The organism is uncultured Altererythrobacter sp. (assembly GCF_913057185.1).
Lineage (GTDB): Bacteria > Pseudomonadota > Alphaproteobacteria > Sphingomonadales > Sphingomonadaceae > Erythrobacter > Erythrobacter rubellus.
Window position 1 is genome coordinate 1,373,012 of the sequence record NZ_CAJXNK010000001.1, and the last position, 22,591, is coordinate 1,395,602.

The window sequence follows — 22,591 nt, forward strand, 5'->3', positions numbered from 1 at the left end:
CGCGTTCAGCCTAGGATTGGGTGCGATTCGATGATCACGAATGCCTGCGCCCATGGATGATCGTCGGTGAGAGTGAGATGAATGAAGGCCTCATGGCCATCCGGCGTCAATTCCGCAAGCCGTTTCGCAGCGCCACCCGCGAGCGCTAGGGTTGGCGCACCCGATGGCGCATTAACAACGCCGATATCTTTCATATAGACACCGCGTTTGAAACCAGTGCCTACAGCTTTGCTGAAAGCTTCCTTTGCAGCGAAGCGCTTGGCGTAGGTTCCCGCGATAGTGAATGGCCGACGGCGTGCTTTGGCGCGCTCTATCTCTGTGAAGACCCGGTATTCAAACCGCTCGCCATAACGCTCGAGCGAATTTTGGATCCGCTCGATACTGCATAGGTCAGAGCCGAGCCCGATGATCATGATCCACCTCGTAAAATCATAGCTGCCAGCAGGAACACGATCATCCAGTGCAAAATGACCTGAGTCTTCACGAGATAATGCGCGGGGTCACCTTTCGCCATCTTCAGGGTCATGCCGTAGCCAAAGATTTGAAGGAGCGGCCATAAAATCGCAAATGAAAGAGCGATTCCGGTCCACAGGGAATAGCCGAGCAATGCAATGCTCAGGACGAACGACAGGGCTCCGGCCAAAAACCAGCCGAACTGAGCGCTGGTAACCTGAGCCTGTTCGCTGCTCACCGCGCCTCGTCCATCAGATTGCGCATGCGACGCACGGCAGGCTCCAATCCTAAAAACACCGCTTCGCCAATCAGGTAGTGGCCTATATTGAGTTCGGCCAATTGCGGGATGGCTGCAATGGGCTGGACATTCTCATAGGTCAGACCGTGGCCAGCGTGTGGCTCGATCCCGTTCTTTGCCGCGAGTGCCGACATATCTGAGATACGCTTCAGCTCCGCTGCAAGACGTTCATTGTCCCCATCCAGAAAAGCGTGCGCATATTCACCAGTGTGAAATTCGACGACGGGCGCGCCCAGCCGCAGTGCTGCGTCCAGTTGGCGTTCCTGCGCTTCGATGAACAAGCTTACTCGAATTCCTGCATCGGTAAGGCGCGTGACAATCGGTGCGAGCTGGTTGTCCATGCCGGCCGCATCCAGCCCGCCTTCAGTCGTACGCTCTTCGCGCTTTTCCGGGACAATGCAGGCGGCATGCGGTTTATGACGCAACGCAATTTCCAGCATTTCCTCGGTCGCAGCCATTTCCAGATTGAGTGGCAGGTCGGTTGCTGCCTGAATCCGTGCGATGTCGGCATCGCGGATGTGGCGGCGGTCTTCGCGCAGGTGAGCGGTAATGCCGTCACCCCCTACGCTGGCGACAATCTCTGCTGCGCGAACCGGGTCGGGGTGGTTGCCCCCGCGGGCATTGCGGATTGTCGCGACGTGATCAATGTTGACGCCCAGCCGCAACCGCTCAGGATTGTGAACATTGACCATCAGGCACGGCTACCCGGCTTCGTGATCGGCACGGCAGCCAGTTCGGCGGGAACTTCCTCGTCTGCATAGGTCGGGAAATTGAGTGCGACCAGCGGGAAGAACGGCACGCCAAGATCTGCTGTGCCGCCAGAGCGGTCGACCACAGACACTTCGGCTATGACCTCGCCGCCCTCTTCGCCGACGGCTGCAATCGCTTCGCGGCTGGAAAGGCCGGTGGTGACGACATCTTCCACCATCAGGACCTTGGCCCCCGGCTTGATCGCGAATCCGCGCCGCAGATGGAATGTCCCTTCTGGCCGTTCGAGAAACATAGCGTCTTTCCCGAGCGCGCGGCCCATTTCGTGACCAATGATTAGTCCACCCATCGCTGGGGAGACTACCACATCAACGCTGGAACGAATCTCTCGCGGGAGGTTTTTTGCCATAGCAACCGCAATGCGCGATGCTCGGTCAGGATTCATGAGGACTCGTGCACATTGCAGATAATATGCGCTGTGCCGCCCGGACGAGAGCAGAAAGTGCCCTTCCAATAGCGCGCCGCAGCTACGGAATTCGGACAGCACTTCTTCTTCAGTCATTCGTGAAACACCTACTAAAAAGATCAAATTGCGTCGGACTCATCCCGACTTGCATAAATTTCTCCCTAGAAGCGCTTGAGGCGCTGGGCAAGCGCGCCTATAGGCGCATCAATCTCGGGGGTAGTTCCGGGACTTTGGGTTGGCTAATGCGGTTTCTGTGATTAGAGGCCGCGCAGCTTATACATACGATTGAATCGGGAAACGTCACAAAGATGGTTTTGGGTCAAACAGGCCGCTACGCCTATTCACTTATCGTCACTGCCATGGTGGCCCTGATGCTATTGTTTGCATCGAGCGCTCATGCTCAGGTCGATGCAGCTCCTGCAGACGCAGCGGCAACAGAAACCACCGCCGGTTACACGCCAATGGCACCAACCGAAGGCAAGGGAATGCCGGTTGACGGTCGGCTGAGCTTCCAGGACCAATTTACGCAGGACGGCCGCGACGCGCTGTGGATGCATGACGCAATCCTCATGCCGATCATTACAGTGATCAGTCTGTTTGTGCTTGGCCTGCTTCTGTGGGTGATTGTTCGCTACAACCGCCGGGCGAACCCGGTTCCATCGAAAACAACGCACAACACTTTGATCGAAGTGATCTGGACTGTGGTGCCAGCGCTGATCCTGGTTGTAATCGCGGTTCCTTCGATCAATCTGTTGCTGAGCCAATACGAAACCCCGCCTGAAGAGGCGATCACAATCAAAGCGACCGGGTACCAGTGGTATTGGGGTTATACCTATCCCGACAATGGTGGCTTTGAAGTCATTTCGAATATGCTTCCGCCGGAAGAAGCGCTGGATCGCGGTGAGCCCAATCAGCTTGCTGTCGACAACCGTATGGTTGTGCCAGCGAACACACCATTACGCCTCCAGACAACAGCAGCGGACGTGATCCACTCATTCGGTGTGGCATCGCTGTGGTTCAAGCAGGACGCGGTTCCGGGCCGTTTGAACGAGCGCCTGCTCACGATCGAAGAGCCAGGCGTCTATTACGGCCAGTGCTACGAACTTTGTGGTGCACGCCACGGCTTTATGCCGGTGGTGGTCGAAGCGCTTCCGCGCGAAGAGTGGGAAGCTTGGGTGCTTGAGCAAGGCGGCACTGTTGGCGAACCAGAAGTGGTTGAGGCCGAAGTGAAAGCTGAAGCAGCGCCTGCCGCATAACGAATAGATTTAGAGCAGAGAGTATCTGAACGATGGCAACTACCGCAGAAGGCATCACCGCTCCCCATACAGATCATGGGCATGATGCGGACCACAAGCCGGGCTTTTTCGCCCGCTGGTTCATGTCGACCAACCACAAGGATATCGGCACACTCTACCTGATCTTCGCAATTTGTGCGGGCATCATCGGTGGTGCGATTTCCGGCATCATGCGGATGGAACTGGCAGAGCCGGGCATCCAGCATCTGGGCATGTGGGTTGATATGCTGGGTGGTGACGGCACCTCGATGGATGCGAACTACCACATGTGGAACGTGTTCATCACTGCGCACGGCCTGATCATGGTCTTTTTCATGGTCATGCCGGCGATGATCGGTGGCTTCGGTAACTGGTTCGTTCCACTGATGATCGGCGCGCCAGACATGGCGTTCCCGCGCATGAACAATATCAGCTTCTGGCTGACCGTTGTCGGTTTCTTCAGCCTGCTGTTCTCCATGTTCGTCCCGGGCGGTACCGGAATGGGCGCTGGCGTGGGCTGGACAGTCTATGCACCACTTTCGACAACGGGTTCGCAAGGGCCGGCAGTCGATTTCGCGATCTTCTCGCTCCACTTGGCGGGCGCTGGCTCGATCCTGGGGGCAACCAACTTCATCACGACCATCTTCAATATGCGTGCGCCGGGTATGACCCTGCATAAAATGCCGCTGTTTGTATGGTCAGTACTTGTCACGGCATTCCTGCTGCTGCTCGCACTTCCTGTGCTGGCGGCTGCGATTACGATGCTGCTGACAGACCGCAACTTCGGCACGACATTCTTTGATCCGGCCGGCGGTGGTGACCCTATCCTTTACCAGCACCTGTTCTGGTTCTTCGGTCACCCTGAAGTCTACATCATGATCCTGCCGGGCTTTGGTATGATCTCGCAGATCGTTGCTACCTTCAGCCGCAAGCCCGTTTTCGGCTATCTCGGCATGGCGTATGCAATGGTTGCGATTGGCGTGGTTGGCTTCATTGTTTGGGCGCACCACATGTATACCGTTGGCCTCGACGTGAACACGAAGATGTACTTCACAGCAGCGACCATGGTTATCGCGGTCCCGACCGGTGTGAAAATCTTCAGCTGGGTCGCCACGATGTGGGGCGGCAGCCTTGAGTTCAAATCGCCGATGGTTTGGGCGATGGGCTTCATCTTCCTGTTTACCGTCGGCGGTGTAACCGGCGTTGTTCTCGCCAATGGCGGGATCGACGACAACCTGCATGACACCTATTACGTTGTGGCCCACTTCCACTACGTGCTGTCGATGGGTGCGGTATTCTCGCTCTTCGCGGGCTTCTACTACTGGTTCCCGAAGATGAGCGGCCGCATGCATTCAGAGCTGCTGAGCCACCTTCACTTCTGGGGCTTCTTCATCGGTGTGAACGTGATTTTCTTCCCGCAGCATTTCCTGGGCATGCAGGGGATGGCGCGTCGCTATCCTGACTTCACCGCTGCTTACAGTTACTGGAATGAAATCTCGTCCTACGGCTACTGGATTATGGCCGGTTCGATGTTGCTGTTCTTTGCCAACCTTGCCTATGCATTCCTTGCCGGCAAGAAAGCAGAAACAAACCCATGGGGCGAAGGTGCAACTACGCTTGAGTGGACGCTTTCGAGCCCACCGCCGTTCCACCAGTTCGAAACGCTGCCAGTGATCGAGGATTACCACGATTACCACGATCACCGTCCCGCAGGGGCTTAAATTGCTGCGGCGTTAGATCGAGCGATTACAGACAAGGGGGAGGGGCGTGCTGAGAAGTGCGCCCCGCCTCGCAAAAGAAGCGCACAACAGGCGCATATATTGAACGAGTAGACAGGTAATGACTGCGACCACCGCTACAGCAATGCCGGCCGATTGGCGCGATTTCTTCGCGCTAACCAAGCCGCGCGTGATGTCGCTGGTGATCTTCACCGGAATTTGCGGCTTGCTGGCCGCGCCGGGCAGCATTCATCCTGTGATCGGCTTCACCGCGATCCTGTGCATTGCGATGGCCGCAGGCGGTTCAGCGGTGCTAAACCAGTGGTGGGAAGCAGAGATCGATGCCGGCATGAAACGGACGGCCAACCGTCCGCTTCCCGCAGGTCGTATGCGCCCCGATGATGCGCGCGACTTCGGCATTATGCTATCTGCGGCCTCGCTGATCATCATGGGTGTTGCGGTAGGATGGCTCGCAGCTGCGATCCTTGCGGTTGCAATTGTCTATTATGCAGCAATCTACACCATGTGGCTGAAGCCTCGCACGCCGCAGAATATCGTGATTGGCGGCGGTGCCGGAGCGTTCCCGCCGATGATAGGCTGGGTTGCTGTGACCGGCGAGGTTACCGCCATGCCGATCCTGCTGTTTGCGATTATCTTCTTCTGGACCCCGCCGCATTTCTGGGCGCTCGCTCTGTTTGTGAAGTCGGACTACGCCAAGGTCGGTATTCCGATGCTGCCCGTGGTTGCCGGAGAGAAAGCGACGCGCCGGCAGATTCTGGCTTATTCAATTCTGCTGGTGCCGGTGGCGATCGCGCCGTGGTTAATTGGCGGGACCGGCGCGATTTACGGATTTACAGCGCTTGCGCTCACTCTGGCGTTTCTGGGCATGTCGCTGCCGGTGGCATTCCGTACCTCTGTAGAGGGCGACACAATGAAGCCGGAGAAAAGCCTGTTTGCCTACAGCATCCTGTACCTGTTCGCGCTGTTCGCAGCGCTGGTAGTTGATGCTCTGGCGCGTGGGCAAGGGTGGATAATCTGATGACGCCTGAAGAAGAATCCGAAATCAAGCGCCGCCAGAGAAGCCGCAATCTCGTGCTCGGCGGATTGTTGCTGTTCATGGTTGTGTTGTTCTATTTCATCACCATCGTTCGTATCGGAGGTCAGTAAAGTGACCGCTGTTGCTGCAACATCGCTTGAGCAGAAGAACCTAAAGACCGGCATTTACGCATTCATGGGCGCGCTCGCGATGCTGGGTTTGGGCTACGCAGCGGTGCCTTTGTACGACCTGTTCTGCCGCGTGACCGGTTTTGGCGGTACGACGCAGGTGGCGAGTGAGTCTGAGGCGGCCAATGCGGAGCGTATTGGCCTTGCTGCCGGCAAAACGATGTCGATCCGATTCGATGCATCAACCGCGCGTGATGTGCCGTGGACATTTCGACCAACGCAACCGACTGACACAGTTCAAATCGGCGTGCGCGACATGGCGATCTATACCACCAAGAACAACTCAAACGTTCCGATCACCGGTACAGCGACTTTCAATGTCGAACCGGAACATGCGGGCGCTTACTTTAACAAGATTCAATGCTTCTGCTTCACCGAGCAGACTTTGCAGCCTGGGCAGGAAGTGAGCATGCCGGTGCTGTATTTTGTCGATCCGGCGATGCTGGAAGACGAAGCAATGGAGGGGGTGGAGCAGATCACCTTGAGCTACACCTTCCACAAGTCACTCAATACTAACAGCGAACCAAGTTCGTAACACTCTGGACCCGTCCCGCGAGGGCATCTAAGGACGGGTTGAATCTAAGATACGGGCCAAAAGACGGGAACTTTCCATGGCTGGAACAAAGAATCACGACTATCACATCCTCGAGCCAGACATCTGGCCGCTGATCGGTGCGTTTGCTGCGCTGACATTCACCACTGGCATGGTTTTCTTCATGCATGAGATGAATGGCTGGCAGATCATCCTCGGTCTCGGCATCGCGGGGCTGATCGCGACTTTCTTCAGCTGGTTCAGCAATGTTGTTAAGGAAGCCGAAGGCGGCGATCACACACCGGTTGTGCAGCTGCACATGCGCTATGGCATGATCTTGTTCATCGCATCCGAAGTGATGTTCTTTGTCGGCTGGTTCTGGGCGTTTTTCGATTTCGCTCTGTTCCCGGACGCATTGCAAGTCACTGCGGCGGGCACTGCTGAGCAAGCAACCGAGAATCTGTTCGTCACGCAGGGCGTAACGGATGGCACGCTCGTGCCTGCTGGGATGGAAGTGCTCAACGCATTCCAGCTTCCCCTTTTGAACACCCTCATCCTGTTGTGTTCGGGCACTACGGTTACCTGGGCGCACCATGCGTTGATCCACGGTGATCGCGATGGTTTGAAGCAGGGCCTTTGGGCGACGATCGCCCTGGGTGCAGTCTTCACCGCTATTCAGGCGTATGAGTATTCGATCGCTCCGTTCAACTTCGGTCAGAACACCTACAGCTCGGCCTTCTTCATGGCGACCGGTTTCCACGGTTTCCACGTTCTGGTTGGCACGATCTTCCTGATCGTCTGTTTGGTGCGCGCCTATGCGGGTCACTTCACCCCGCGTCAGCATTTCGGCTTCGAAGCGGCAGCATGGTACTGGCACTTCGTTGACGTAGTGTGGCTGTTCCTGTTTGTAGCCATCTACATCTGGGGTGGTTGGGGCGCGCCGGTTCACTAATGGCGAAGAGCGTAAGCTCTGAAGAAATGAAGGGGCTGCCGGGGGTAACTCAGGCAGCCCTTTTCGGTTTGTGCCCCCGCTGTCATAAGCGCACGTTGTTCGACACGCCTGCAAGCGTTGCCTATCGCTGCAAAGCTTGCGGGCTGGAGTTCGGCCAATTCGAGCGGGGTAGCCGCGCGGCAAGCATTGTGACATTTGCGGTTGCGGCGATGCTGATGGGCGCAGTGCTGCTAATCGACGAGTGGTTGCGCTTTCCAATGTGGCTGATGGGGCTGATTGTGGTTCCGATGACCATTGCAACCACTTTAGCCGCGCTGCGTTTCTTCAAGACAGTGCTGCTGATGGCACGCTATCAGCGCAGCCTGGAAACGAAAGACATGGATCAATGAACCTCCGCCAGCTTCCGATTGTTCCGACTATCATTGTGTTCGTGGCCGCAAGCATCATGGTGTGGCTTGGATTCTGGCAATGGGGTAAAATCGGGGAGCAGGAAGCGCGCCTGCAACAATATGAAGCAAACGCAGGCAATCCCGAATTGGTGCCGTTTCCGCTGACCGCTGAAGAGGTGGATCGCTATGCCTATCGACGATCTTCTGTCTTGTGCGTGGAGATTGTGGGTGAACCACGGGTTGTTGCAGGCCGAAACGCCAATGATCAATCGGGGTATGTGCAGGTCGCAACGTGCAGGCTTGGCAACGGTGGACAGGCAGATGTCCAGTTGGGCTGGGCGAGGGGACTATCTGCTGTCAGCTGGGAAGGTGGCGAGGTAACCGGCTCGATAGAACCCCTGCGGACTGGTTTTGCAAAGCTTGTTGCTGATCCACCCCTAGAAGGATTGGCTGCGAGTGCTCCGCCTAAAAAGAAGGTCATCGACCACATGGCCTATGCCGGGCAATGGTTCTTCTTCGCGCTAACGGCTCTAATCATCTACTTCCTTGCAATCCGCAACAAGTTGGCTGGGCGTCGGGAAGGTGAGGATTGACGCGCAAGAAGCGTCTCTTTCTTGCCCTTGGGGCCGCCCGCGTCTAACCGCCCCAAGTAATGGAATATATCTCGACCAGAGGTGGCGCATCCGCGCTCGATTTCGAAGGTGTCACGCTGGCGGGGCTCGCCAGCGATGGCGGGCTGTACCTGCCGACTGAATGGCCGCGCTTCAGCGAAGCGCAGATCGCGGACATGGTTGGGCTGCCCTATGCAGAGCTGGCTACGCGGGTGATGTGGCCCTTTGTCGAAGGCAGCCTGACCGAAGAGGAATTGCGCAGCCTTTGCCAGCAGGCCTATGGCCGCTTTGCGCACAAGGCGGTGACGCCGCTGGTGCAGCTGGATCAGCGGCAATGGCTGCTCGAGCTGTTTCATGGACCGACGCTGGCATTCAAGGATGTCGCGCTACAGCTGCTTGGCCTGCTGTTTGAGACCTTCCTCAGTCGCCGCCAATCGAACCTCACCATCATTGGCGCGACCAGCGGCGATACAGGATCAGCCGCGATCGATGCGGTGGCCGGGCGCGAAGGCGTAGATATCTTCATGCTTCACCCTAAGGGCCGCGTCAGCGATGTGCAGCGCCGCCAGATGACGACAGTGCGTGCGCCCAACGTTCACAACATCGCGATCGATGGCAGTTTTGATGATGCGCAAGCGATGGTGAAGCGTATGTTCGGCGATGCCGATATGACGAGCCGCTTCAACATTGGCGCGGTCAATTCGATCAACTGGGCGCGGCTAATGGCGCAAGTGGTCTATTATTTCGCCAGTGCACTGCAGTTGGGTGCACTCCATCGTCCGGTCGCTTACTCTGTGCCGACGGGTAATTTCGGTGACGTGTTTGCAGGCTATGTTGCCGCGCAAATGGGCCTGCCAATTGCACAATTGGTGGTGGCGACCAACGTCAATGACATATTGCATCGCGCGCTGTCAGATGGGGACTATTCGACTGGCACAGTCACGCCGACCGACACACCCTCGATGGATATTCAGGTCAGCTCAAACTTCGAGCGGCTGCTATTCGATTGCGGCGGGCGCGACGGTGCCCCGATGGCGGAACAAATGCGCAGCTTCGAAGCGGATAAGGCAATGCAGCTGACCAATAGTCAGCGCGAAGGCGCGTCGGCCCTGTTCACCAGCGTTCGCGCGGATCAGCAGCAAGTGTTGCAAGCGCTGCGTTGGGCGCACGAAAATGCTGGCGAAGTGATCGATCCGCATACTGCCGTCGGCCTGCATGCAGCGCTTGCAAGCGAACTCGATCCTTCAATCCCGATGGTAACGCTGGCGACTGCCCACCCGGCAAAGTTCCCCGATGCGGTCGAGCGCGCAACGGGATTGCGTCCGAACCTGCCTTCACGCGTGGGTGATCTGTTCGCGCGCGAGGAAGCCTATAGCGAGCTGCCCGGCGAATATGACGCTGTGTGCGACTTTGTGACGCAGCACGCGAGCCCTGCTGCCTGATGGCTGAGCTTCGCCGCGATCCTGTGCTGATGGTGGGCGAGGGCTGGGAAGGCGGCTATCGCCTGCTCGACAGCGGCAATGCTCGCAAGCTTGAACAATTCGGTCCGCACGCCTTCATCCGCCCCGAGCCGCAGGCGATGTGGAGCCCGCGCATGGCGGATTGGCAAGCGGCTGGCGAATTTATCCCTGGATCCGATGAGGATGGCGGCGGGCGCTGGCAGCTTGACCAGTCATTGCCAGAGGATGGCTGGCCGGTGAGCTGGAACGAAGTGACCTTCTCTGCGCAGCCAACGCCGTTCCGGCATCTGCAGTTTTTCCCGGATATGGCCCCGGTGTGGGATTGGATGCGGGAACAGTTGAGCGAGGCGACTGAGGCCGAGACGATGAACCTGTTCGGCTATACCGGTGTTGGATCGCTGGCGTTGAGCCAACATGGCCGCGTGACACATGTCGATGCGAGCAAGAAATCGGTTGCGCAGGCTCGCGAAAATGCGGCGCTGTCAGGGATGGAAGGCCGCCCCATCCGCTGGCTGGTCGATGATGCGGCCAAGTTCACTGCGCGAGAGGTTCGCCGCGGTAATCGCTATGACGGGATTATCCTCGATCCACCCAAGTTCGGGCGCGGGCCCAAGAATGAAACATGGCGTTTGGAAGAGAACCTGCCCGCGCTGCTTGCCGATTGCCGCAAGCTGCTGGATCGCGATAGCAAGTTCCTGTTCCTTACAGTTTACGCGGTGCGAATGAGCAGTCTGGCGCTTGCGGGTTTGGTCGACGAATTGTTCGCAGATATGCCCGGCACAATCGAGCACGGCGATCTCGCGGTGCTGGAGACCGGCGAGAGCGGCAGGCTGCTGCCTACAGCGATCTTCGCACGTTGGGGTAATTCCGGCTAAAGGGCGCGCATGAACGATTCGCTGATCCTCGAAGTGGCTGATTTCGAACACGATGTCCTGACTGGCATCTATTCGGAGGAGACCGGCAAACCTCAGCCGCTGCGTTTCACGATTCAGGTGCGCATGGCGGTCGCTGAAAAATATGAAGCCGACACCCCCCTTGAGGGCAGCAAGAACTACATGGACCTGAAATTCGCAGCTTCCGATGCGCTGCCTGAAGGGGTCCATTTCAAGCTGATCGAGGCTGTGGCAGACCACATCTGTGAAACATTGTTCGTGCAGGATGCGCGGGTGGAAGCGGTAACTGTCAAGATCGTGAAACTGGCGATTGCCGAGGCTAATGAAAAGATCGGCATAACCCTCCACCGCGAGCGGAAGTAGGATGGAGCAGGCCCAGTTGAAGGTGGAACACCTGCCGGCTGAACCACTCGATGCGGCTGCCGCATTCCACCGCGCGCATCTGAATTCAGCCATAGCGGCTCTAGAGGGGGCGGCAGCTGATCTAACCATTATCTTGCCGCTTGCCCCAAGCAATCACGATGACTGGCGGCGGACAGTTGCGCGCGATCTGGCCCGAAAATTCGCGCCCAAAAGGGTGAATGTGCTGGGTGGGGGCAGTGAAGCGGCTGTCCAATCAATGCTCGCATATTTGAGGGGCGCGCCCGGCGTCACTGGGCAGTACCTTCCATTGCATGACTAGGGTCCGAGACGATTTGCTTCCCAGCGCCAAGCCTGCGCCATTGATCGATGGCTTCCAGCGCCAGATCAAGTATCTGCGCCTGTCCGTTACTGATCGCTGCGATTTGCGCTGCACCTATTGCATGCCGGAGCGGATGACGTTCCTGCCGCGCAAGGAAGTCTTGAGCCTTGAGGAACTCTATCAACTATCGCTCGGCTTTATTGCACGCGGGGTTACCAAGATCCGCGTTACTGGCGGGGAACCGCTGGTCCGTCGCGACATCATCGACCTGTTTCGCGCGTTGGGGCGCAAGCTTGGTGACGGGCTCGAAGAGCTTACACTGACAACCAATGCAACTCAGCTTGCCCAGCATGCTGACGATTTGGCGAGCGCGGGAGTAAAGCGGGTGAATGTCTCGCTCGACACACGTGACCGCGAGCAGTTTGCCAGGCTGTCACGGCGCGATGCACTGCCACGTGTTCTGGAAGGGATCGCTGCGGCAAAGGAAGCCGGGCTCAGGCTCAAGATCAACACTGTCGCGCTCAAAGGCGTGAACGAGCATGAACTTCCCGACCTAATCGCATGGGCGCATGGTGAAGGCTTCGATCACACATTGATCGAAGTCATGCCGCTGGGTGATGTCAATGAGGACCGGGTCGATCATTTTTTGCCGCTATCGGCTGTGCGCGAACAGCTGGAGCAGCGCTGGACGCTCACTCCGCTAAGTGAAAGCTCTGGCGGTCCTGCGCGCTACGACCGGATTGAAGAGACCGGCGGCAAGCTGGGCATGATTACGCCGCTGACCAACAATTTCTGCGCAGGCTGCAACCGCTTGCGTGTGACGGCGACAGGGCAGCTCTATCCCTGCCTGGGTGGCGGAGAGCGAGTGGATTTGCGCGCGGCGCTGCGTTCGGATGATCCGGAGGCAAATCTGCAAGCTGCGCTGAATGAAGCCATGCGGATCAAGCCTGAACGGCATCATTTCGATATCTCTGAACGCGGCGCTGAACCGGCGCAGCCGCGCCATATGTCCATGACGGGTGGCTAACATGGCGGTGACGGTGCTCTTTCTTGGCCCCTTGCGCGATCTGGCGGGTGCAGAAAGCCGCGAATTTTCCGCGCCACTCGACTGGGAGGGGCTGATATCATCTGTCGCGCCTGAAGTTGCCGAACAGCTGCGGCAGGAGCGCGTGAATGTTGCCTGCGCCGGAAAAGTTCTGGCGGACAAGACGTCGCTTAATGCGCAAGAGGGTGATGAAGTTGCGTTGCTTCCGCCCGTAAGTGGTGGCTGACAATGCGCGATGTTCGCCTGTTAGCAGACGCATTTGATCCGGGCGCGCTAGTAGAACAATTCACAGCGGCAAACCCGGGATTGGGCGGGATATGCACCTTCGTTGGCGAAGTGCGAAACGATACGGGTGTCGAAGCTTTGGAGCTATCTCACTACGAACCGCTGACGCTACCAAGCATGGAAGAGCTTGCTGACAAAGCCTTCGCGCGGTTTGATCTGATGGGACTATTGATGGTTCACCGGGTTGGGCAAATGCTTCCCGGCGAGCCCATCGTTTGCGTTTCTGCAGCAGCCAAACATCGCCGGGCGGCAATTGATGCCGTCGATTACTGCATGGATCATCTGAAAGCCGCGGCCTGGTTCTGGAAACGCGAAAAACGCGATGGCGAATGGAGTTGGATCGAGCCGCGTAGCGATGACTACGCCGATCTTGCGCGTTGGAAGTGAGATAATTCGCACGATTTGATCTTGATCAAGGAGCTAACTTCACGGGGGTGGCAAGAGATGTCTCAATGGAAGGAGACATTGTCATGTCAAAATTGCTTACACCAGAAATCGTCCAGCAGAAGGCGCGGATCGTTGATGCGCCCGAAGCCGAAGCGCAAGTGCAGACCAATGTCGACCGTAATTTTGAGCTCCCCAAGGCACTCTATGGTGCGACGCTTGCTTGCTACCTAGGATTTGTAGCCATCACAGCGATGGCATTCGGCAATCCTGTCTTGATCATTCCTATGGTGATCATTGCGTTTATCGTTACCGCAGGTTTCGTGGTTCCAGGTATCTGGACGCAGCTCAAACCGGAAACCAAAAAGAAACGCTCCATGGGCCTTGATCACTTCGCAGGCAAAGGCATCATGACCAACACCGGCCCGCTCAAGGCCAGAGATGCCGCCACACAAGTTTTAATCCTGCCAGTTCTCGTACTGCTCTGGGGCGTCGCGGTGGTGACGATAGCCGCGCTGGCGGGCTGAGAGGGGCCCGCCTATTCCCGAGACCTTCCCGAGAGGGCTTGCAGGTGCGCGGGGTCGATCAATTCGATCCCGCGCTTGCCTATGCGGCGAATTGCGCCGGTAGCTTCCAAATCGCCCAGTTTCCGGCTTACTGTTTCAATCGTTAGTCCGAGCATATTGGCGATCTCGCCGCGCGATAGCGGCAAATCGAACTGCGCCACTGGGTGGCAAGGCGACTGGCTGGCCGCACGCGCGAAATCATAGATCAAGGCCGCGAGGCGCGTTTCCGCATTGGCATTGCCAGTCAGTTCCAAAAGGCTGCGTGTCGCATGCAAATCTTCCTGACTGCGCCGCAGGAGTGCTTTGGTGAGCGCAGGATAGGCATCCACGGCGCGGTGGAGATCGGCCTTGGCAAAGGTGCAAAGCTGGCTTTCGGTCAATGCGACGACATCATGCTGGGCAAACGGAGCAAATAACTCGCCGATGAAGCCGGCTGGGTGAACCAATGCCAGGATTTGTTCATTGCCATCGATATCGGTTGCAGAAACTTTCAAGGCACCGCTTACCAACGTGGCACACGCGGCATTGTCGTCTCCGGCCGCAAACAAGGTTTCCCCGCGTTTGAGCGTGCGTGTTCGCCCGGCAGCGGCCGTGACTGCACGCTCTGCCTCGTCTAGAACTGAGCACGCAGCGCTGTCACGGACTGGGCATGTAGCACAGGCGAGGTTCATGGGTTGCTGCCGTCGGGGGTTGAATCTAGTAAGGTAATCAACTCTGTAATCAATTGGCGTTCAACGGTATGATAATCGGAAACTTGCTGTCTAGCCAAGTCGATTTGCGTTCGCTCCGCGAAGGAAAGGGAAGCGTCTGCATAAAGCGAATCAAGGTCAGCCAACAGCGACACAGTCTGACCATTGTGCGATTCGAGCGAACCGATCGCGATTTGCGCGATTGGCCAGCGATTGTCTTCAATGCCGGTGCCGGAAGCCGAAGCGATAAGTGGCCTTGCCCTGTTTGCTTCTGAAAGGAAGCGCGCGTGCTGATCACCCGCAGCTAGCAAAGCATTTTCGACTTCGGCCATTTCCTTAGCGCCCAGGGAGGCCGGTGCAGTTGCTTGCGTCGGGGCAGCAGCGCTTGTGAACGTACCTTGCACACGTTCAAAATTGCGTAGATTCAAGTCGGGGTAACGGCTTCCGCCGCCGGCGCAGCCACTGAGTGATGCGACAGCAAAAACCACTGCAAGAGTTCGAGGAAGGATAGGATAGTCCATTTGAGCCAGTGAATAGCACGAACACCGCTCCTTGCCACCCACTCGTGGCGCGCCGTGTCCACATTCGCGCATTTTCTTGTGCGGTGCGCAAAAATGCGATGATCCGGCGTTGACTTGAGCCCGCCTATCCCTTAACGGCACGCTTCTTTCCGGCGCCACCTTCTGGTGGAGAGTCGGGTGCGCCCTTTCGAAGAGTGAAAGGGCACAGCTTTAGATTGAGAGATTACCACCATGTTCGCAGTCGTGCGCACAGGCGGCAAACAATACCGGGTTGCCGCCGGAGACAAAATTGCAGTCGAAAAACTCGCTGGCGACGCCGGCGACACCGTGACGCTGGGCGATGTCCTGCTCGCAGGTGAGGGTGACAAGCTTGCTGATGCTTCGAAGGTTTCTGTTTCGGCAGAGATCATCGCTCAAGCGAAGAGCGAGAAGGTTGTCGTTTTCAAGAAGCGTCGTCGCCATAACTATCGCCGCAAGGCCGGTCACCGCCAGCAGATGACTCTGCTGCGTATCACCGATGTAGGCGAAGGCGCGAAGAAGGCACCGGCCAAGAAGGCCGCCGCCAAGACTGAAGACGTACCGAAGAAGGCTCCAGCCAAGAAGGCCGCTCCTAAGAAGGAAGCAGCTGAGAAGAAGGCACCGGCTAAAAAGGCTCCAGCCAAGAAGGCTGCAGCCAAGAAGCCGGCCGCGAAGAAGTAAGGATCAGGACCCATGGCACATAAAAAAGCAGGTGGTTCATCACGTAACGGTCGCGATTCAGTCGGCCGTCGCCTTGGTGTGAAGAAGTTCGGCAGCGAAGGCGTTGTTGCAGGCAACATCATCGTGCGTCAGCGCGGCACCAAATTCTATCCAGGCAGCAATGTAGGTATGGGCAAAGACCATACCCTATTTGCGCTCGAGAACGGCGTGGTGCGATTCCACAAAGGCAAACTTGGCCGCAAATACGTGTCAGTGGACGCGATTATGGAAGCAGCCGAATAACCGGACGTTCCGATAAAGGGATCGTCCACCGGGACGGTCCCAGCCGGATTTAACCACCGGCACTCGAAGAGGGAGATGGGGCCGACCCGTCTCCCTCTTGTCGTTTCTCCCTCTCAGACTGGCGAAATCCACTTCGCCGCAATGAATGTGTCACGCATTGCTCCTAAACGGGCGGCAGCGGGGCATTGAGGAGAAGGAAGATGTTCCACTGCACCGAAAGGTTGCTCTTGAGACCGGCATGGCCAGAAGATTGGCAAGCCGTCTATTCCGGAATCGCCGATGAAGGCGTGGTGCGGAACCTTGCGCGGGCGCCATGGCCATACGGCCAGGATGATGCGCGCAGTTTTGTGGAGCTGCCGGTTGATCCCAGGTTTCCGCGCTTTCTCATCACACGTTCGCGAGATGCCGCCCTGATCGGTTGCATCGGGATCGATATGACGGCCGGTCAGGTTGAACTGGGCTATTGGATTGCGCGCCAGCACTGGGGGCGGGGCTATGCCACCGAGGCTGGGCGCGGTGTAATCGAGATTGCTTCAGCTCTTGGCTATAAGACATTGGTTGCAAGCCATTTTCTAGACAACCCTGCTTCGGGCAAGGTGTTGTCAAAACTTGGCTTCAAGCCCACCGGTCGGATCGTAAATCGCCATAGCTGTGGCCGTGGAGCAGAGGCGCCGATCGCTGAATATTCGCTCGATCTGTCTGAGCAATCGGCAGATTGGGAAACTGCCGCCTGATCGTCTCTCCTCTCCTCATTCAGGCGGCACAAAAAGAAGCCCCGGTTCCATTGCGGAGCCGGGGCTTTTTGATACTTGGGGAAGACGCAAAGACTATTCTGCAGGTTGAAGAAGAGCGTCTTCAAAGTCACCTTCGTACAGGCCAATCAGTTCGCGATCATCGTGATCCCACGGGTGGAAGCCCGGCTTGAAGTAAGCCAGCCAGGCCGGGAAAATGCGGCGCACAACGCCTGGTGACCATGCCAGATACTTGAACAGGCCCCAGCGTGCCTTCCAGCCGGTAATGCCGTCCTGCGCCAGCAGGTTCATCGTGTCTTCCCAGCGGTTCTTGAAGAAGCGGCCCGTGACGATCAGCATCATCAGGCTGCGCACTTTCCAGCGGCGGAACGGCGTCCAGTCGCGAGTGGCGTGGTTCCAGGTGTCATAGGCGACGCCCTTGTGCTCGATTTCCTCGGCCGCATGCCAGCGCCACATATTGCGAACTTCGGGGTCAGCCTTGTCGAAATGCTTTAGATTCTTCAGGAATTCGCTCGCCATCATAGCGGTGTAGTGCTCGAGCGCCATTGTTGCGGCGAGATTGAGGATCTCCGGACGGCCCTTGGTCAGATTGAGCATTTCCTCGACGCGCTTGTCGATTGCTTTGATGTCGTAACCGTGATCTTCGGCAAGGCGGTTGAACGCAATGTGTTCGCGGGTGTGGTTGATTTCCTGCTTCACGAAAGCGCGGATCTCTGCCGCGAGCTTAGGCGGGGCGCCGTCGCGATGCGCCTTGACCGCTTCAATGAAGAAAGCCTCACCGCGCGGGAAAGTGGCTGACAGGGCATTATGCCAAGCGGTGCCGAACGGTTCGCCCGCCCACCACCGATTGGGTGTGGTGTTGCGGTTAAAGCGCTCGTCACGAACGGTGATTTCGAGATCGGCCGGTGTTGGATCTTTTGTGCTGCGGCGGTTTGCGGCTGCTGCGGTTTCAAGATCGATCTTGGCAGGGGCGTTCACTGGGCACTCCATGATTCGGGTTACTGACATGATTGTAAGTAGCTGGTACTGACATCAGTGTCAATAGCGAGCAGGGTGCGTTTGTGTCTTGTCGAAACAATGCTGCCTCGTGAAGTGTTACGCTTTACAGTCCCGGCAACGCGACCAATTGGAAGGTATAGAATCGTGCTTGTTGCCATTGTCATTGCTTCTGCTGCACTCATGCTGTTTTTCTTGGTCGTCGCGATTGCGGGAAATCGGGCGCATGACCGACAACAAGTCGATCTGGAAAGGCGTCGTTCGGAGCAGGCGCAATCTGCCCGCGGCAACACGACACGAGCGAGCGACGACTGAGGAGAAAGCACGTTCCAATCCAACAGGATGGAACACTTGGAACACTGTCCTAAGAGAGAAACTCTCCTTGGGGAGAAGGGCGCTATTGCGAGCGGCTTGCAAGATGGATTGAGCCAAGATCATGCGCGCTTTTGAGCCAGATTTTCAGCGAGTAGGAAAGGGAGTTTTATGTCCGCTACTGGAAAGCGCTTTCAGCCTCGCCAAGGGCATGAATTGGGGCGGAAAGCGGATATCTGCATTTCCTAGCTTCATCTACATACAAAAAGGTCGGATTGGTCTAAGGCTCTCGCATGCATTACAGTGAACGACGCCTCGGGATTGAGTACACAATCACCCGCCTAATCACGTTTTTGTTAGCGGTGGTCGCGGCTATTAGCACAAAGAGCTGGTTCGAGGATCTCAGCACAGAGTATGCTGGCGCGTTGTCAACGGCTGTGTTTTTCCTGCCTGGGCTATATGCCTTCTTCACGATGAGAGTAGTCTATGCGTGGGCAAAGTGTGGCCACGAGCGAAGCAACGTCGAGGCATAGGCATCCGCAATTGGGTCGCTAGCGGAAAGTCCGTTTATACATCACACCAGCAAAATAGCTGACTTAAATTCAATTTGGGGCCTTCATCCGAAGGTGCTAGCCTCTCACTTTCCAAAAAGGAGGATAGATTGATGAAGAAATTTCTTACCATTTCCTGCGTCGTGGCTCTTGCTTCTTGCGGAAGTCCGGAAGTCGCTGAAGAGCCAGTTGCGGTTGCCGAAACGGAAGATGCAGCAGAGATCATGTCGCTGAATGAGACAACCTGGACATTCACTCAGGACGGCATGGAAATCCTTGAGACCATAGACGCAAGCGGAAATTATATCGCTAACGCGGGCGAGGAGCACTATGACCACGGCACCTACGAATTGGTGGATGGGAAGCAGTGCTTTACCAGCGCCATGAACGATGAGGGTCAGGTTTGCTGGGCCACACCTGCTGAGATTGCAATTGGCGAAAGCATCGACATTACAAGCGACCAGGGCGATGAACTCACTGTCACGCGAGTCGAGTATCAGCCGCTGACAATGTAATTCTGATCGAAAGATTCTGTTAGGAGGCTGCACCTTGCGCATTGCGGAAGTGCAGCCCCTTTTGGGCTGGTTCTATAGCACTGAATCTGCTCGTCAAACGGTCGGTAGCTGAGCGAGCAGCGAGGTTGAAAATGCAAATGCCCGCAGATTGGGCGTTAGCGGAATGTCTGCTACCAATTACTCCGCCGGCATAACCGCATCGGCATAGGGGCTTTCCGTTTTGCCGATCAACGCGCGGTCATCGTGGTCCCATGGGTGGAAGCGCGGCGTCAGGATTGCTGCCCATTCGAAGAACATCCGGCGCATCATGCCCGGCTTCCACCACAGGAAGGCATAGAGCTTGCGCTTCGCCTGTTTGTGGGTGAAGCCGTCCTCCTCCAGCAGGCCAATGGCATCGTGGATGCGGTTGCCGAAGTACTTCTTCGTGATCAATGCGGCAACCAGTGCGCGGGTCTTGTAGCGTTTCCACGCGCTCCAATCGCTGGTCGCGTGCAACCACACGTCATAGACCAGGCCCTTGTGCTCAATCTCTTCGGTTGCGTGCCAGCGCCAGATATCGGCAGCGACCGGGTTGGCGCCCTCAAGATAGCGCGGATCGGAAAGCAGATGCCGGCTGATGATCGCCGCGAAATGTTCCAGCGCGATAGTGATCGCGAGGTTGAATTCCTTGGGGCGACCCTCGGTCAGCTCCAGCATCGCACGGATGCCCTGATCGATACTTTCGACATTATAGCCGTGATCGGAAACCAACCGGTTGAATGCGACATGTTCGCGGGTGTGGTTGATTTCCTGTGTAGTAAACGCCTTGATCTCGCGCGCCAGCTTCGGCGGCAAATCTTCTCGGAAATCTCGCAAGGTTTCGATGAAGAAGGCCTCGCCGCGCGGCAGGCTGGCTGAAACAGAATTGTACCAGGCCGTCGCCACCGGATCATTGGAGTGCCAATGGCGCGGGACCATTGCCTTGCGGTCAAACCGCCGGTCACGCACGATCAACTCATGCTCAGCCGGGGTCGCGCTGCCGCGGGCGGTGATGGGTTCATCGCTGCTCTTGCTGGTTACATCAGAGCGCTCTAAATCGTTGATTTGGTCGGTCATGGTTTTAAGAATCTATTAGGCTTAACAAATAATGACAAGTCGCAAACGGTTAACACCCGAAGAATCAAGAAGTTCCGCCCTCGAGGCAGCGCGGGCTTTACTTATTGAAACAGGGCCTCAGTCCGTCACTCTGAAGGCGGTTTCGGCACGTATCGGGCGCACGCATGCAAACTTGCTGCACCATTTTGGGTCAGCTTCGGGACTACAAAAGGAGCTTGCGCGGCACCTGGCAGAGACCGTTTGCGAGACCATCAAGGAAGCGGTCACTGCGCATCGGGCTGGGCTTGGTAGCCCGCGCGAGGTGGTTGACCTGGCTTTCGATGCTTTCGACAAAGAGGGTGCCGGGGCGCTGGCCAGTTGGATGATCCTGACCGGTAATGAGGATGCATTGAGCCCGATTGTTGAGACAATCCACCAGCTGGTGGACGAGATCGCGCCAGAAGAGGCGGATCATGACGGCAATGCGACCAGTTTTCATGTCGAAACGCTTGCATTGGTCCTGATGGCAATGGGGGATGCACTGATCGGGTCGGCCCTCGCGAAATCGCTGGGCCTTCCCGAAACAGCGGCGCGTGATCGCGCTCAATTAATGCTTGAACGCTCACTCGGACCGATCAACCAACAGGCTTGATGGCCTCCCGCATCCAGTCGGGCGTCTTCGCGGGGTTGATATCGCTGACGCGTAGATGGTCGATGGCCAAGCCGAGGTCGGGATAGGCCACCTTCCGGCGCTTTTCATCTGATGTGTCGAGCGGGACTACAATCAGCCGCCGGTTGACCTTCTGTCGCCAGTTCATGCGGGCGGTGTTTTCCTGACCGATGTAACAGCCCTTGTCGAAGCTAACACCATTCAGTTCGACCGCATTGGTTTCCAGCCACAGGACATCGCCAAGTTCAGCCCGACCCTCGGCCACGCCTAGCGAAAGGCGATGTGCGAGCCATGCCGTGTCAGCTGGCGCCTCGCCATCGGTTGCAGTTGCGAGCCAGCGATACCCTAGCTCTGGCAGGCGGGGGTCTGGTACCGCTCCTTCGTGTGCTTCTTTGCCCCAATGGACCGCAAGACTGTGATCGCAGGCAATGTCGATCTTGCGGCGCAAGCGGTAGAGCGAGAGGCGTTTGGCGAGATCTTCAGCCACAGCCGCTTCACAATCGAGCAGGATGTTGTCGCCGTCCGCCCAGACCAGAAAGTCGAACATCGCCTTGCCTTGCGCGGACAGCAGCGCAGCATATACGGGCAAATCCGCGCTAACATCATTGGTGACGAGCCCTTGCAGGAATGCGCGCACATTCTCGCTCTCATCCTGTGCAGTCAAGCGAATCACGGCGCGGCTTGAAAGGCGGGTTGCGGTCACTTGATCTCTATCCTTTTGCAAATCGCTTTCGCGAGGCGCGGACCCAGCTCGGGCCCCTGTTCGGGATAGAGATAGGGTTCGATCAGCTCCGCTTCCATAAGCAGCAGTTCATTTCCGTTGCCGCGCACCATGTCGATCCGGGCATAAAGCGGGGTTTCGAACGGGATCGCATCGACCACAGCCTGCGCCGCCGCGAGATCGGCCCCGTCAGGTGAAACCGCCTCCTCCGTTCCGCCATAAAGCGACTGTACGCGGTAATCGCCTTCCGCCGGGCGCTTGCACAAGGCGTGGCTGAATTGCCCGTCGACGAACAGGAAGCTGTACTCGCCTTCACTGGCGATTTGCGGCAGGTACGGCTGCAGCATCGCAGGGTGAAGCATATGCCAATCTGGCTGGATCTGACCCGTATGGTGGATCGTTTGTCCTTCTGCGCCTGCGCCCACCTGCCGTTTGGCGACAACCGTCTTGCAGTGGAAAGCGCGCATCGCCGCATCAATGTCGGCAGCGCTGGTTTTTTCTATCCAGAGGGTAGGGATTGTCGCAATCCCGCGCGCTTCCAGATCGCGCAGATAGGTCTTGCGCGCGTTCCAGCGCACGGTCGCGGCTGAATTGCAGACTATGATGCCGGCCGCTTCAAGCGCGTCCAGCTTGGCAAGGAATGCCGCCTCGTCATCCTGATAGTCCCACGGCGTTCCGACGAGCACCAGATCATAGCTGTCAAAGGCCTCGATCGGGTCTCTCCAGTCCACCTCTGTCAGTGTCCCGCCCAATTTCTCGATCTCCGGACGGATAGCGTCGACCTGCAGATCGTGCTCATAGGCGTCTTCGCGACGGCGGGGCGATCCGGGCATTGTGCCGGGGCAAACAAGAAATCCGATTTTCATACT

General features: G+C 57.3%; 31 protein-coding genes. 21 read left to right on the forward strand and 10 right to left on the reverse strand.

Going from position 1 to position 22,591, the window contains the following annotated elements; genetic code table 11:
* Positions 1-5: 5 nt before the first annotated feature.
* The 4 genes from acpS to pyrE are packed head-to-tail and all read right to left on the reverse strand — an operon-like array spanning position 6 to position 2,021.
* Positions 6-413, reverse strand: coding sequence for a holo-ACP synthase (acpS, locus tag QZ487_RS06945; protein ID WP_285974928.1), 408 nt, complete (start codon positions 411-413; stop codon positions 6-8).
* Complete coding sequence (locus tag QZ487_RS06950; protein ID WP_285974929.1) at positions 410-691, reverse strand: hypothetical protein; 282 nt, start codon at positions 689-691, stop codon at positions 410-412. Before QZ487_RS06950 ends, acpS begins: the two co-directional genes overlap by 4 nt.
* On the reverse strand, positions 688-1,443 hold the full coding sequence (locus QZ487_RS06955) for a pyridoxine 5'-phosphate synthase (RefSeq protein WP_285974930.1): 756 nt from the start codon (positions 1,441-1,443) through the stop codon (positions 688-690). The genes QZ487_RS06950 and QZ487_RS06955 overlap by 4 nt, the downstream gene beginning before the upstream one ends.
* Entirely contained in the window at positions 1,443-2,021 is a 579-nt protein-coding gene (gene pyrE, locus QZ487_RS06960) for an orotate phosphoribosyltransferase (RefSeq protein WP_296023906.1), read from the reverse strand. The genes QZ487_RS06955 and pyrE overlap by 1 nt, the downstream gene beginning before the upstream one ends.
* Positions 2,022-2,296: 275 nt before the next feature.
* On the opposite strand from pyrE, the gene coxB reads away from it, so the two are divergent.
* The 16 genes from coxB to QZ487_RS07040 all read left to right on the forward strand — a co-directional run bounded on the left by coxB (position 2,297) and on the right by QZ487_RS07040 (position 13,901).
* Complete coding sequence (coxB, locus tag QZ487_RS06965; RefSeq protein WP_296024123.1) at positions 2,297-3,181, forward strand: cytochrome c oxidase subunit II; 885 nt, start codon at positions 2,297-2,299, stop codon at positions 3,179-3,181.
* 32 nt (positions 3,182-3,213) lie between these two features.
* Positions 3,214-4,920 (forward strand): cytochrome c oxidase subunit I, encoded by a 1,707-nt coding sequence (gene ctaD / locus QZ487_RS06970; protein ID WP_285974932.1) that lies wholly within the window; start codon positions 3,214-3,216, stop codon positions 4,918-4,920.
* 118 nt (positions 4,921-5,038) lie between these two features.
* Positions 5,039-5,956, forward strand: coding sequence for a heme o synthase (locus tag QZ487_RS06975; protein ID WP_296023907.1), 918 nt, complete (start codon positions 5,039-5,041; stop codon positions 5,954-5,956).
* Positions 5,956-6,084 (forward strand): hypothetical protein, encoded by a 129-nt coding sequence (locus QZ487_RS06980; protein WP_296023908.1) that lies wholly within the window; start codon positions 5,956-5,958, stop codon positions 6,082-6,084. Before QZ487_RS06975 ends, QZ487_RS06980 begins: the two co-directional genes overlap by 1 nt.
* Position 6,085: 1 nt before the next feature.
* Positions 6,086-6,676, forward strand: coding sequence for a cytochrome c oxidase assembly protein (locus tag QZ487_RS06985; RefSeq protein WP_296023909.1), 591 nt, complete (start codon positions 6,086-6,088; stop codon positions 6,674-6,676).
* Positions 6,677-6,752: 76 nt separating this feature from the next.
* Positions 6,753-7,625 (forward strand): cytochrome c oxidase subunit 3, encoded by an 873-nt coding sequence (locus tag QZ487_RS06990; protein ID WP_285974936.1) that lies wholly within the window; start codon positions 6,753-6,755, stop codon positions 7,623-7,625.
* The gene (locus QZ487_RS06995; protein WP_285974937.1) at positions 7,625-8,014 is read left to right on the forward strand and encodes a DUF983 domain-containing protein; all 390 of its coding nucleotides are present in this window, start codon (positions 7,625-7,627) and stop codon (positions 8,012-8,014) included. The genes QZ487_RS06990 and QZ487_RS06995 overlap by 1 nt, the downstream gene beginning before the upstream one ends.
* Positions 8,011-8,607, forward strand: coding sequence for an SURF1 family cytochrome oxidase biogenesis protein (locus tag QZ487_RS07000; RefSeq protein ID WP_296023910.1), 597 nt, complete (start codon positions 8,011-8,013; stop codon positions 8,605-8,607). Before QZ487_RS06995 ends, QZ487_RS07000 begins: the two co-directional genes overlap by 4 nt.
* A gap of 59 nt (positions 8,608-8,666) precedes the next feature.
* Complete coding sequence (gene thrC / locus QZ487_RS07005; protein WP_296023911.1) at positions 8,667-10,067, forward strand: threonine synthase; 1,401 nt, start codon at positions 8,667-8,669, stop codon at positions 10,065-10,067.
* The gene (locus QZ487_RS07010) at positions 10,067-10,960 is read left to right on the forward strand and encodes a class I SAM-dependent methyltransferase (RefSeq protein WP_296023912.1); all 894 of its coding nucleotides are present in this window, start codon (positions 10,067-10,069) and stop codon (positions 10,958-10,960) included. The genes thrC and QZ487_RS07010 overlap by 1 nt, the downstream gene beginning before the upstream one ends.
* Before the next feature lie 9 nt (positions 10,961-10,969).
* Positions 10,970-11,341: a dihydroneopterin aldolase gene (locus QZ487_RS07015; protein ID WP_296023913.1), complete on the forward strand. Its 372-nt coding sequence runs from the start codon at positions 10,970-10,972 to the stop codon at positions 11,339-11,341.
* Positions 11,342-11,363: 22 nt separating this feature from the next.
* Positions 11,364-11,660 (forward strand): Rossmann fold domain-containing protein, encoded by a 297-nt coding sequence (locus QZ487_RS07020; RefSeq protein WP_367114441.1) that lies wholly within the window; start codon positions 11,364-11,366, stop codon positions 11,658-11,660.
* Complete coding sequence (gene moaA / locus QZ487_RS07025) at positions 11,653-12,687, forward strand: GTP 3',8-cyclase MoaA (RefSeq protein WP_296023916.1); 1,035 nt, start codon at positions 11,653-11,655, stop codon at positions 12,685-12,687. Before QZ487_RS07020 ends, moaA begins: the two co-directional genes overlap by 8 nt.
* A gap of 1 nt (position 12,688) precedes the next feature.
* Complete coding sequence (locus tag QZ487_RS07030; protein ID WP_296023917.1) at positions 12,689-12,931, forward strand: MoaD/ThiS family protein; 243 nt, start codon at positions 12,689-12,691, stop codon at positions 12,929-12,931.
* A 2-nt stretch (positions 12,932-12,933) separates the two neighbouring features.
* Positions 12,934-13,377: a molybdenum cofactor biosynthesis protein MoaE gene (locus QZ487_RS07035; RefSeq protein WP_296023918.1), complete on the forward strand. Its 444-nt coding sequence runs from the start codon at positions 12,934-12,936 to the stop codon at positions 13,375-13,377.
* 83 nt (positions 13,378-13,460) lie between these two features.
* A complete protein-coding gene (locus QZ487_RS07040) occupies positions 13,461-13,901 on the forward strand; it encodes a hypothetical protein (protein ID WP_296023919.1) in 441 nt (146 codons plus the stop codon).
* Positions 13,902-13,912: 11 nt separating this feature from the next.
* On the opposite strand, the gene QZ487_RS07045 is transcribed toward QZ487_RS07040, so the two are convergent.
* Positions 13,913-14,611 (reverse strand): Crp/Fnr family transcriptional regulator, encoded by a 699-nt coding sequence (locus QZ487_RS07045; RefSeq protein ID WP_296023920.1) that lies wholly within the window; start codon positions 14,609-14,611, stop codon positions 13,913-13,915.
* Complete coding sequence (locus QZ487_RS07050) at positions 14,608-14,961, reverse strand: hypothetical protein (RefSeq protein WP_296023922.1); 354 nt, start codon at positions 14,959-14,961, stop codon at positions 14,608-14,610. Before QZ487_RS07050 ends, QZ487_RS07045 begins: the two co-directional genes overlap by 4 nt.
* Before the next feature lie 420 nt (positions 14,962-15,381).
* On the opposite strand from QZ487_RS07050, the gene rplU reads away from it, so the two are divergent.
* The 3 genes from rplU to QZ487_RS07065 all read left to right on the forward strand — a co-directional run bounded on the left by rplU (position 15,382) and on the right by QZ487_RS07065 (position 16,865).
* Positions 15,382-15,849, forward strand: coding sequence for a 50S ribosomal protein L21 (gene rplU, locus QZ487_RS07055; protein ID WP_296023923.1), 468 nt, complete (start codon positions 15,382-15,384; stop codon positions 15,847-15,849).
* A gap of 12 nt (positions 15,850-15,861) precedes the next feature.
* Positions 15,862-16,131, forward strand: a complete 270-nt coding sequence (rpmA, locus tag QZ487_RS07060; protein WP_285974950.1) for a 50S ribosomal protein L27 — start codon at positions 15,862-15,864, stop codon at positions 16,129-16,131.
* Between the two features lie 200 nt (positions 16,132-16,331).
* Positions 16,332-16,865 carry a GNAT family N-acetyltransferase gene (locus QZ487_RS07065; protein WP_296023924.1) on the forward strand — a complete coding sequence of 178 codons (534 nt, stop codon included), beginning with the start codon at positions 16,332-16,334 and terminating at the stop codon, positions 16,863-16,865.
* Between the two features lie 93 nt (positions 16,866-16,958).
* On the opposite strand, the gene QZ487_RS07070 is transcribed toward QZ487_RS07065, so the two are convergent.
* Positions 16,959-17,891, reverse strand: a complete 933-nt coding sequence (locus QZ487_RS07070) for a metal-dependent hydrolase (protein ID WP_296023925.1) — start codon at positions 17,889-17,891, stop codon at positions 16,959-16,961.
* A gap of 964 nt (positions 17,892-18,855) precedes the next feature.
* On the opposite strand from QZ487_RS07070, the gene QZ487_RS07075 reads away from it, so the two are divergent.
* Positions 18,856-19,257 carry a hypothetical protein gene (locus QZ487_RS07075; protein WP_296023926.1) on the forward strand — a complete coding sequence of 134 codons (402 nt, stop codon included), beginning with the start codon at positions 18,856-18,858 and terminating at the stop codon, positions 19,255-19,257.
* Positions 19,258-19,434: 177 nt separating this feature from the next.
* On the opposite strand, the gene QZ487_RS07080 is transcribed toward QZ487_RS07075, so the two are convergent.
* Positions 19,435-20,352, reverse strand: a complete 918-nt coding sequence (locus QZ487_RS07080; protein ID WP_296023928.1) for a metal-dependent hydrolase — start codon at positions 20,350-20,352, stop codon at positions 19,435-19,437.
* A gap of 31 nt (positions 20,353-20,383) precedes the next feature.
* On the opposite strand from QZ487_RS07080, the gene QZ487_RS07085 reads away from it, so the two are divergent.
* Positions 20,384-20,983, forward strand: coding sequence for a helix-turn-helix domain-containing protein (locus QZ487_RS07085; protein WP_296023929.1), 600 nt, complete (start codon positions 20,384-20,386; stop codon positions 20,981-20,983).
* Here QZ487_RS07085 and QZ487_RS07090 read toward each other — a convergent pair.
* Positions 20,967-21,704, reverse strand: coding sequence for a folate-binding protein (locus tag QZ487_RS07090; RefSeq protein ID WP_296023930.1), 738 nt, complete (start codon positions 21,702-21,704; stop codon positions 20,967-20,969). The genes QZ487_RS07085 and QZ487_RS07090 overlap by 17 nt on opposite strands.
* Positions 21,701-22,588 (reverse strand): hypothetical protein, encoded by an 888-nt coding sequence (locus QZ487_RS07095; protein WP_296023931.1) that lies wholly within the window; start codon positions 22,586-22,588, stop codon positions 21,701-21,703. Before QZ487_RS07095 ends, QZ487_RS07090 begins: the two co-directional genes overlap by 4 nt.
* Positions 22,589-22,591 lie beyond the last annotated feature (3 nt).

Bases quoted from the DNA above. Each gene is read 5' to 3' on its own strand.
- QZ487_RS07065 (WP_296023924.1), top strand. From the start codon at position 16,332: ATGTTCCACTGCACCGAAAGGTTGCTCTTGAGACCGGCATGGCCAGAA.
- QZ487_RS07050 (WP_296023922.1), bottom strand. From the start codon at position 14,961: ATGGCCGAAGTCGAAAATGCTTTGCTAGCTGCGGGTGATCAGCACGCG.
- QZ487_RS07045 (WP_296023920.1), bottom strand. From the start codon at position 14,611: ATGAACCTCGCCTGTGCTACATGCCCAGTCCGTGACAGCGCTGCGTGC.
- QZ487_RS07010 (WP_296023912.1), top strand. From the start codon at position 10,067: ATGGCTGAGCTTCGCCGCGATCCTGTGCTGATGGTGGGCGAGGGCTGG.
- QZ487_RS07070 (WP_296023925.1), bottom strand. From the start codon at position 17,891: ATGTCAGTAACCCGAATCATGGAGTGCCCAGTGAACGCCCCTGCCAAG.
- QZ487_RS07075 (WP_296023926.1), top strand. From the start codon at position 18,856: ATGAAGAAATTTCTTACCATTTCCTGCGTCGTGGCTCTTGCTTCTTGC.
- QZ487_RS07040 (WP_296023919.1), top strand. From the start codon at position 13,461: ATGTCAAAATTGCTTACACCAGAAATCGTCCAGCAGAAGGCGCGGATC.
- rpmA (WP_285974950.1), top strand. From the start codon at position 15,862: ATGGCACATAAAAAAGCAGGTGGTTCATCACGTAACGGTCGCGATTCA.
- coxB (WP_296024123.1), top strand. From the start codon at position 2,297: ATGCTATTGTTTGCATCGAGCGCTCATGCTCAGGTCGATGCAGCTCCT.
- QZ487_RS07000 (WP_296023910.1), top strand. From the start codon at position 8,011: ATGAACCTCCGCCAGCTTCCGATTGTTCCGACTATCATTGTGTTCGTG.
- rplU (WP_296023923.1), top strand. From the start codon at position 15,382: ATGTTCGCAGTCGTGCGCACAGGCGGCAAACAATACCGGGTTGCCGCC.
- QZ487_RS07095 (WP_296023931.1), bottom strand. From the start codon at position 22,588: ATGAAAATCGGATTTCTTGTTTGCCCCGGCACAATGCCCGGATCGCCC.
- QZ487_RS06990 (WP_285974936.1), top strand. From the start codon at position 6,753: ATGGCTGGAACAAAGAATCACGACTATCACATCCTCGAGCCAGACATC.
- QZ487_RS07030 (WP_296023917.1), top strand. From the start codon at position 12,689: ATGGCGGTGACGGTGCTCTTTCTTGGCCCCTTGCGCGATCTGGCGGGT.
- QZ487_RS06980 (WP_296023908.1), top strand. From the start codon at position 5,956: ATGACGCCTGAAGAAGAATCCGAAATCAAGCGCCGCCAGAGAAGCCGC.
- QZ487_RS07085 (WP_296023929.1), top strand. From the start codon at position 20,384: ATGACAAGTCGCAAACGGTTAACACCCGAAGAATCAAGAAGTTCCGCC.
- QZ487_RS07035 (WP_296023918.1), top strand. From the start codon at position 12,934: ATGCGCGATGTTCGCCTGTTAGCAGACGCATTTGATCCGGGCGCGCTA.
- moaA (WP_296023916.1), top strand. From the start codon at position 11,653: ATGACTAGGGTCCGAGACGATTTGCTTCCCAGCGCCAAGCCTGCGCCA.
- QZ487_RS07015 (WP_296023913.1), top strand. From the start codon at position 10,970: ATGAACGATTCGCTGATCCTCGAAGTGGCTGATTTCGAACACGATGTC.
- pyrE (WP_296023906.1), bottom strand. From the start codon at position 2,021: ATGACTGAAGAAGAAGTGCTGTCCGAATTCCGTAGCTGCGGCGCGCTA.
- QZ487_RS07080 (WP_296023928.1), bottom strand. From the start codon at position 20,352: ATGACCGACCAAATCAACGATTTAGAGCGCTCTGATGTAACCAGCAAG.
- acpS (WP_285974928.1), bottom strand. From the start codon at position 413: ATGATCATCGGGCTCGGCTCTGACCTATGCAGTATCGAGCGGATCCAA.
- QZ487_RS06955 (WP_285974930.1), bottom strand. From the start codon at position 1,443: ATGGTCAATGTTCACAATCCTGAGCGGTTGCGGCTGGGCGTCAACATT.
- QZ487_RS06975 (WP_296023907.1), top strand. From the start codon at position 5,039: ATGACTGCGACCACCGCTACAGCAATGCCGGCCGATTGGCGCGATTTC.
- thrC (WP_296023911.1), top strand. From the start codon at position 8,667: ATGGAATATATCTCGACCAGAGGTGGCGCATCCGCGCTCGATTTCGAA.
- ctaD (WP_285974932.1), top strand. From the start codon at position 3,214: ATGGCAACTACCGCAGAAGGCATCACCGCTCCCCATACAGATCATGGG.
- QZ487_RS06995 (WP_285974937.1), top strand. From the start codon at position 7,625: ATGGCGAAGAGCGTAAGCTCTGAAGAAATGAAGGGGCTGCCGGGGGTA.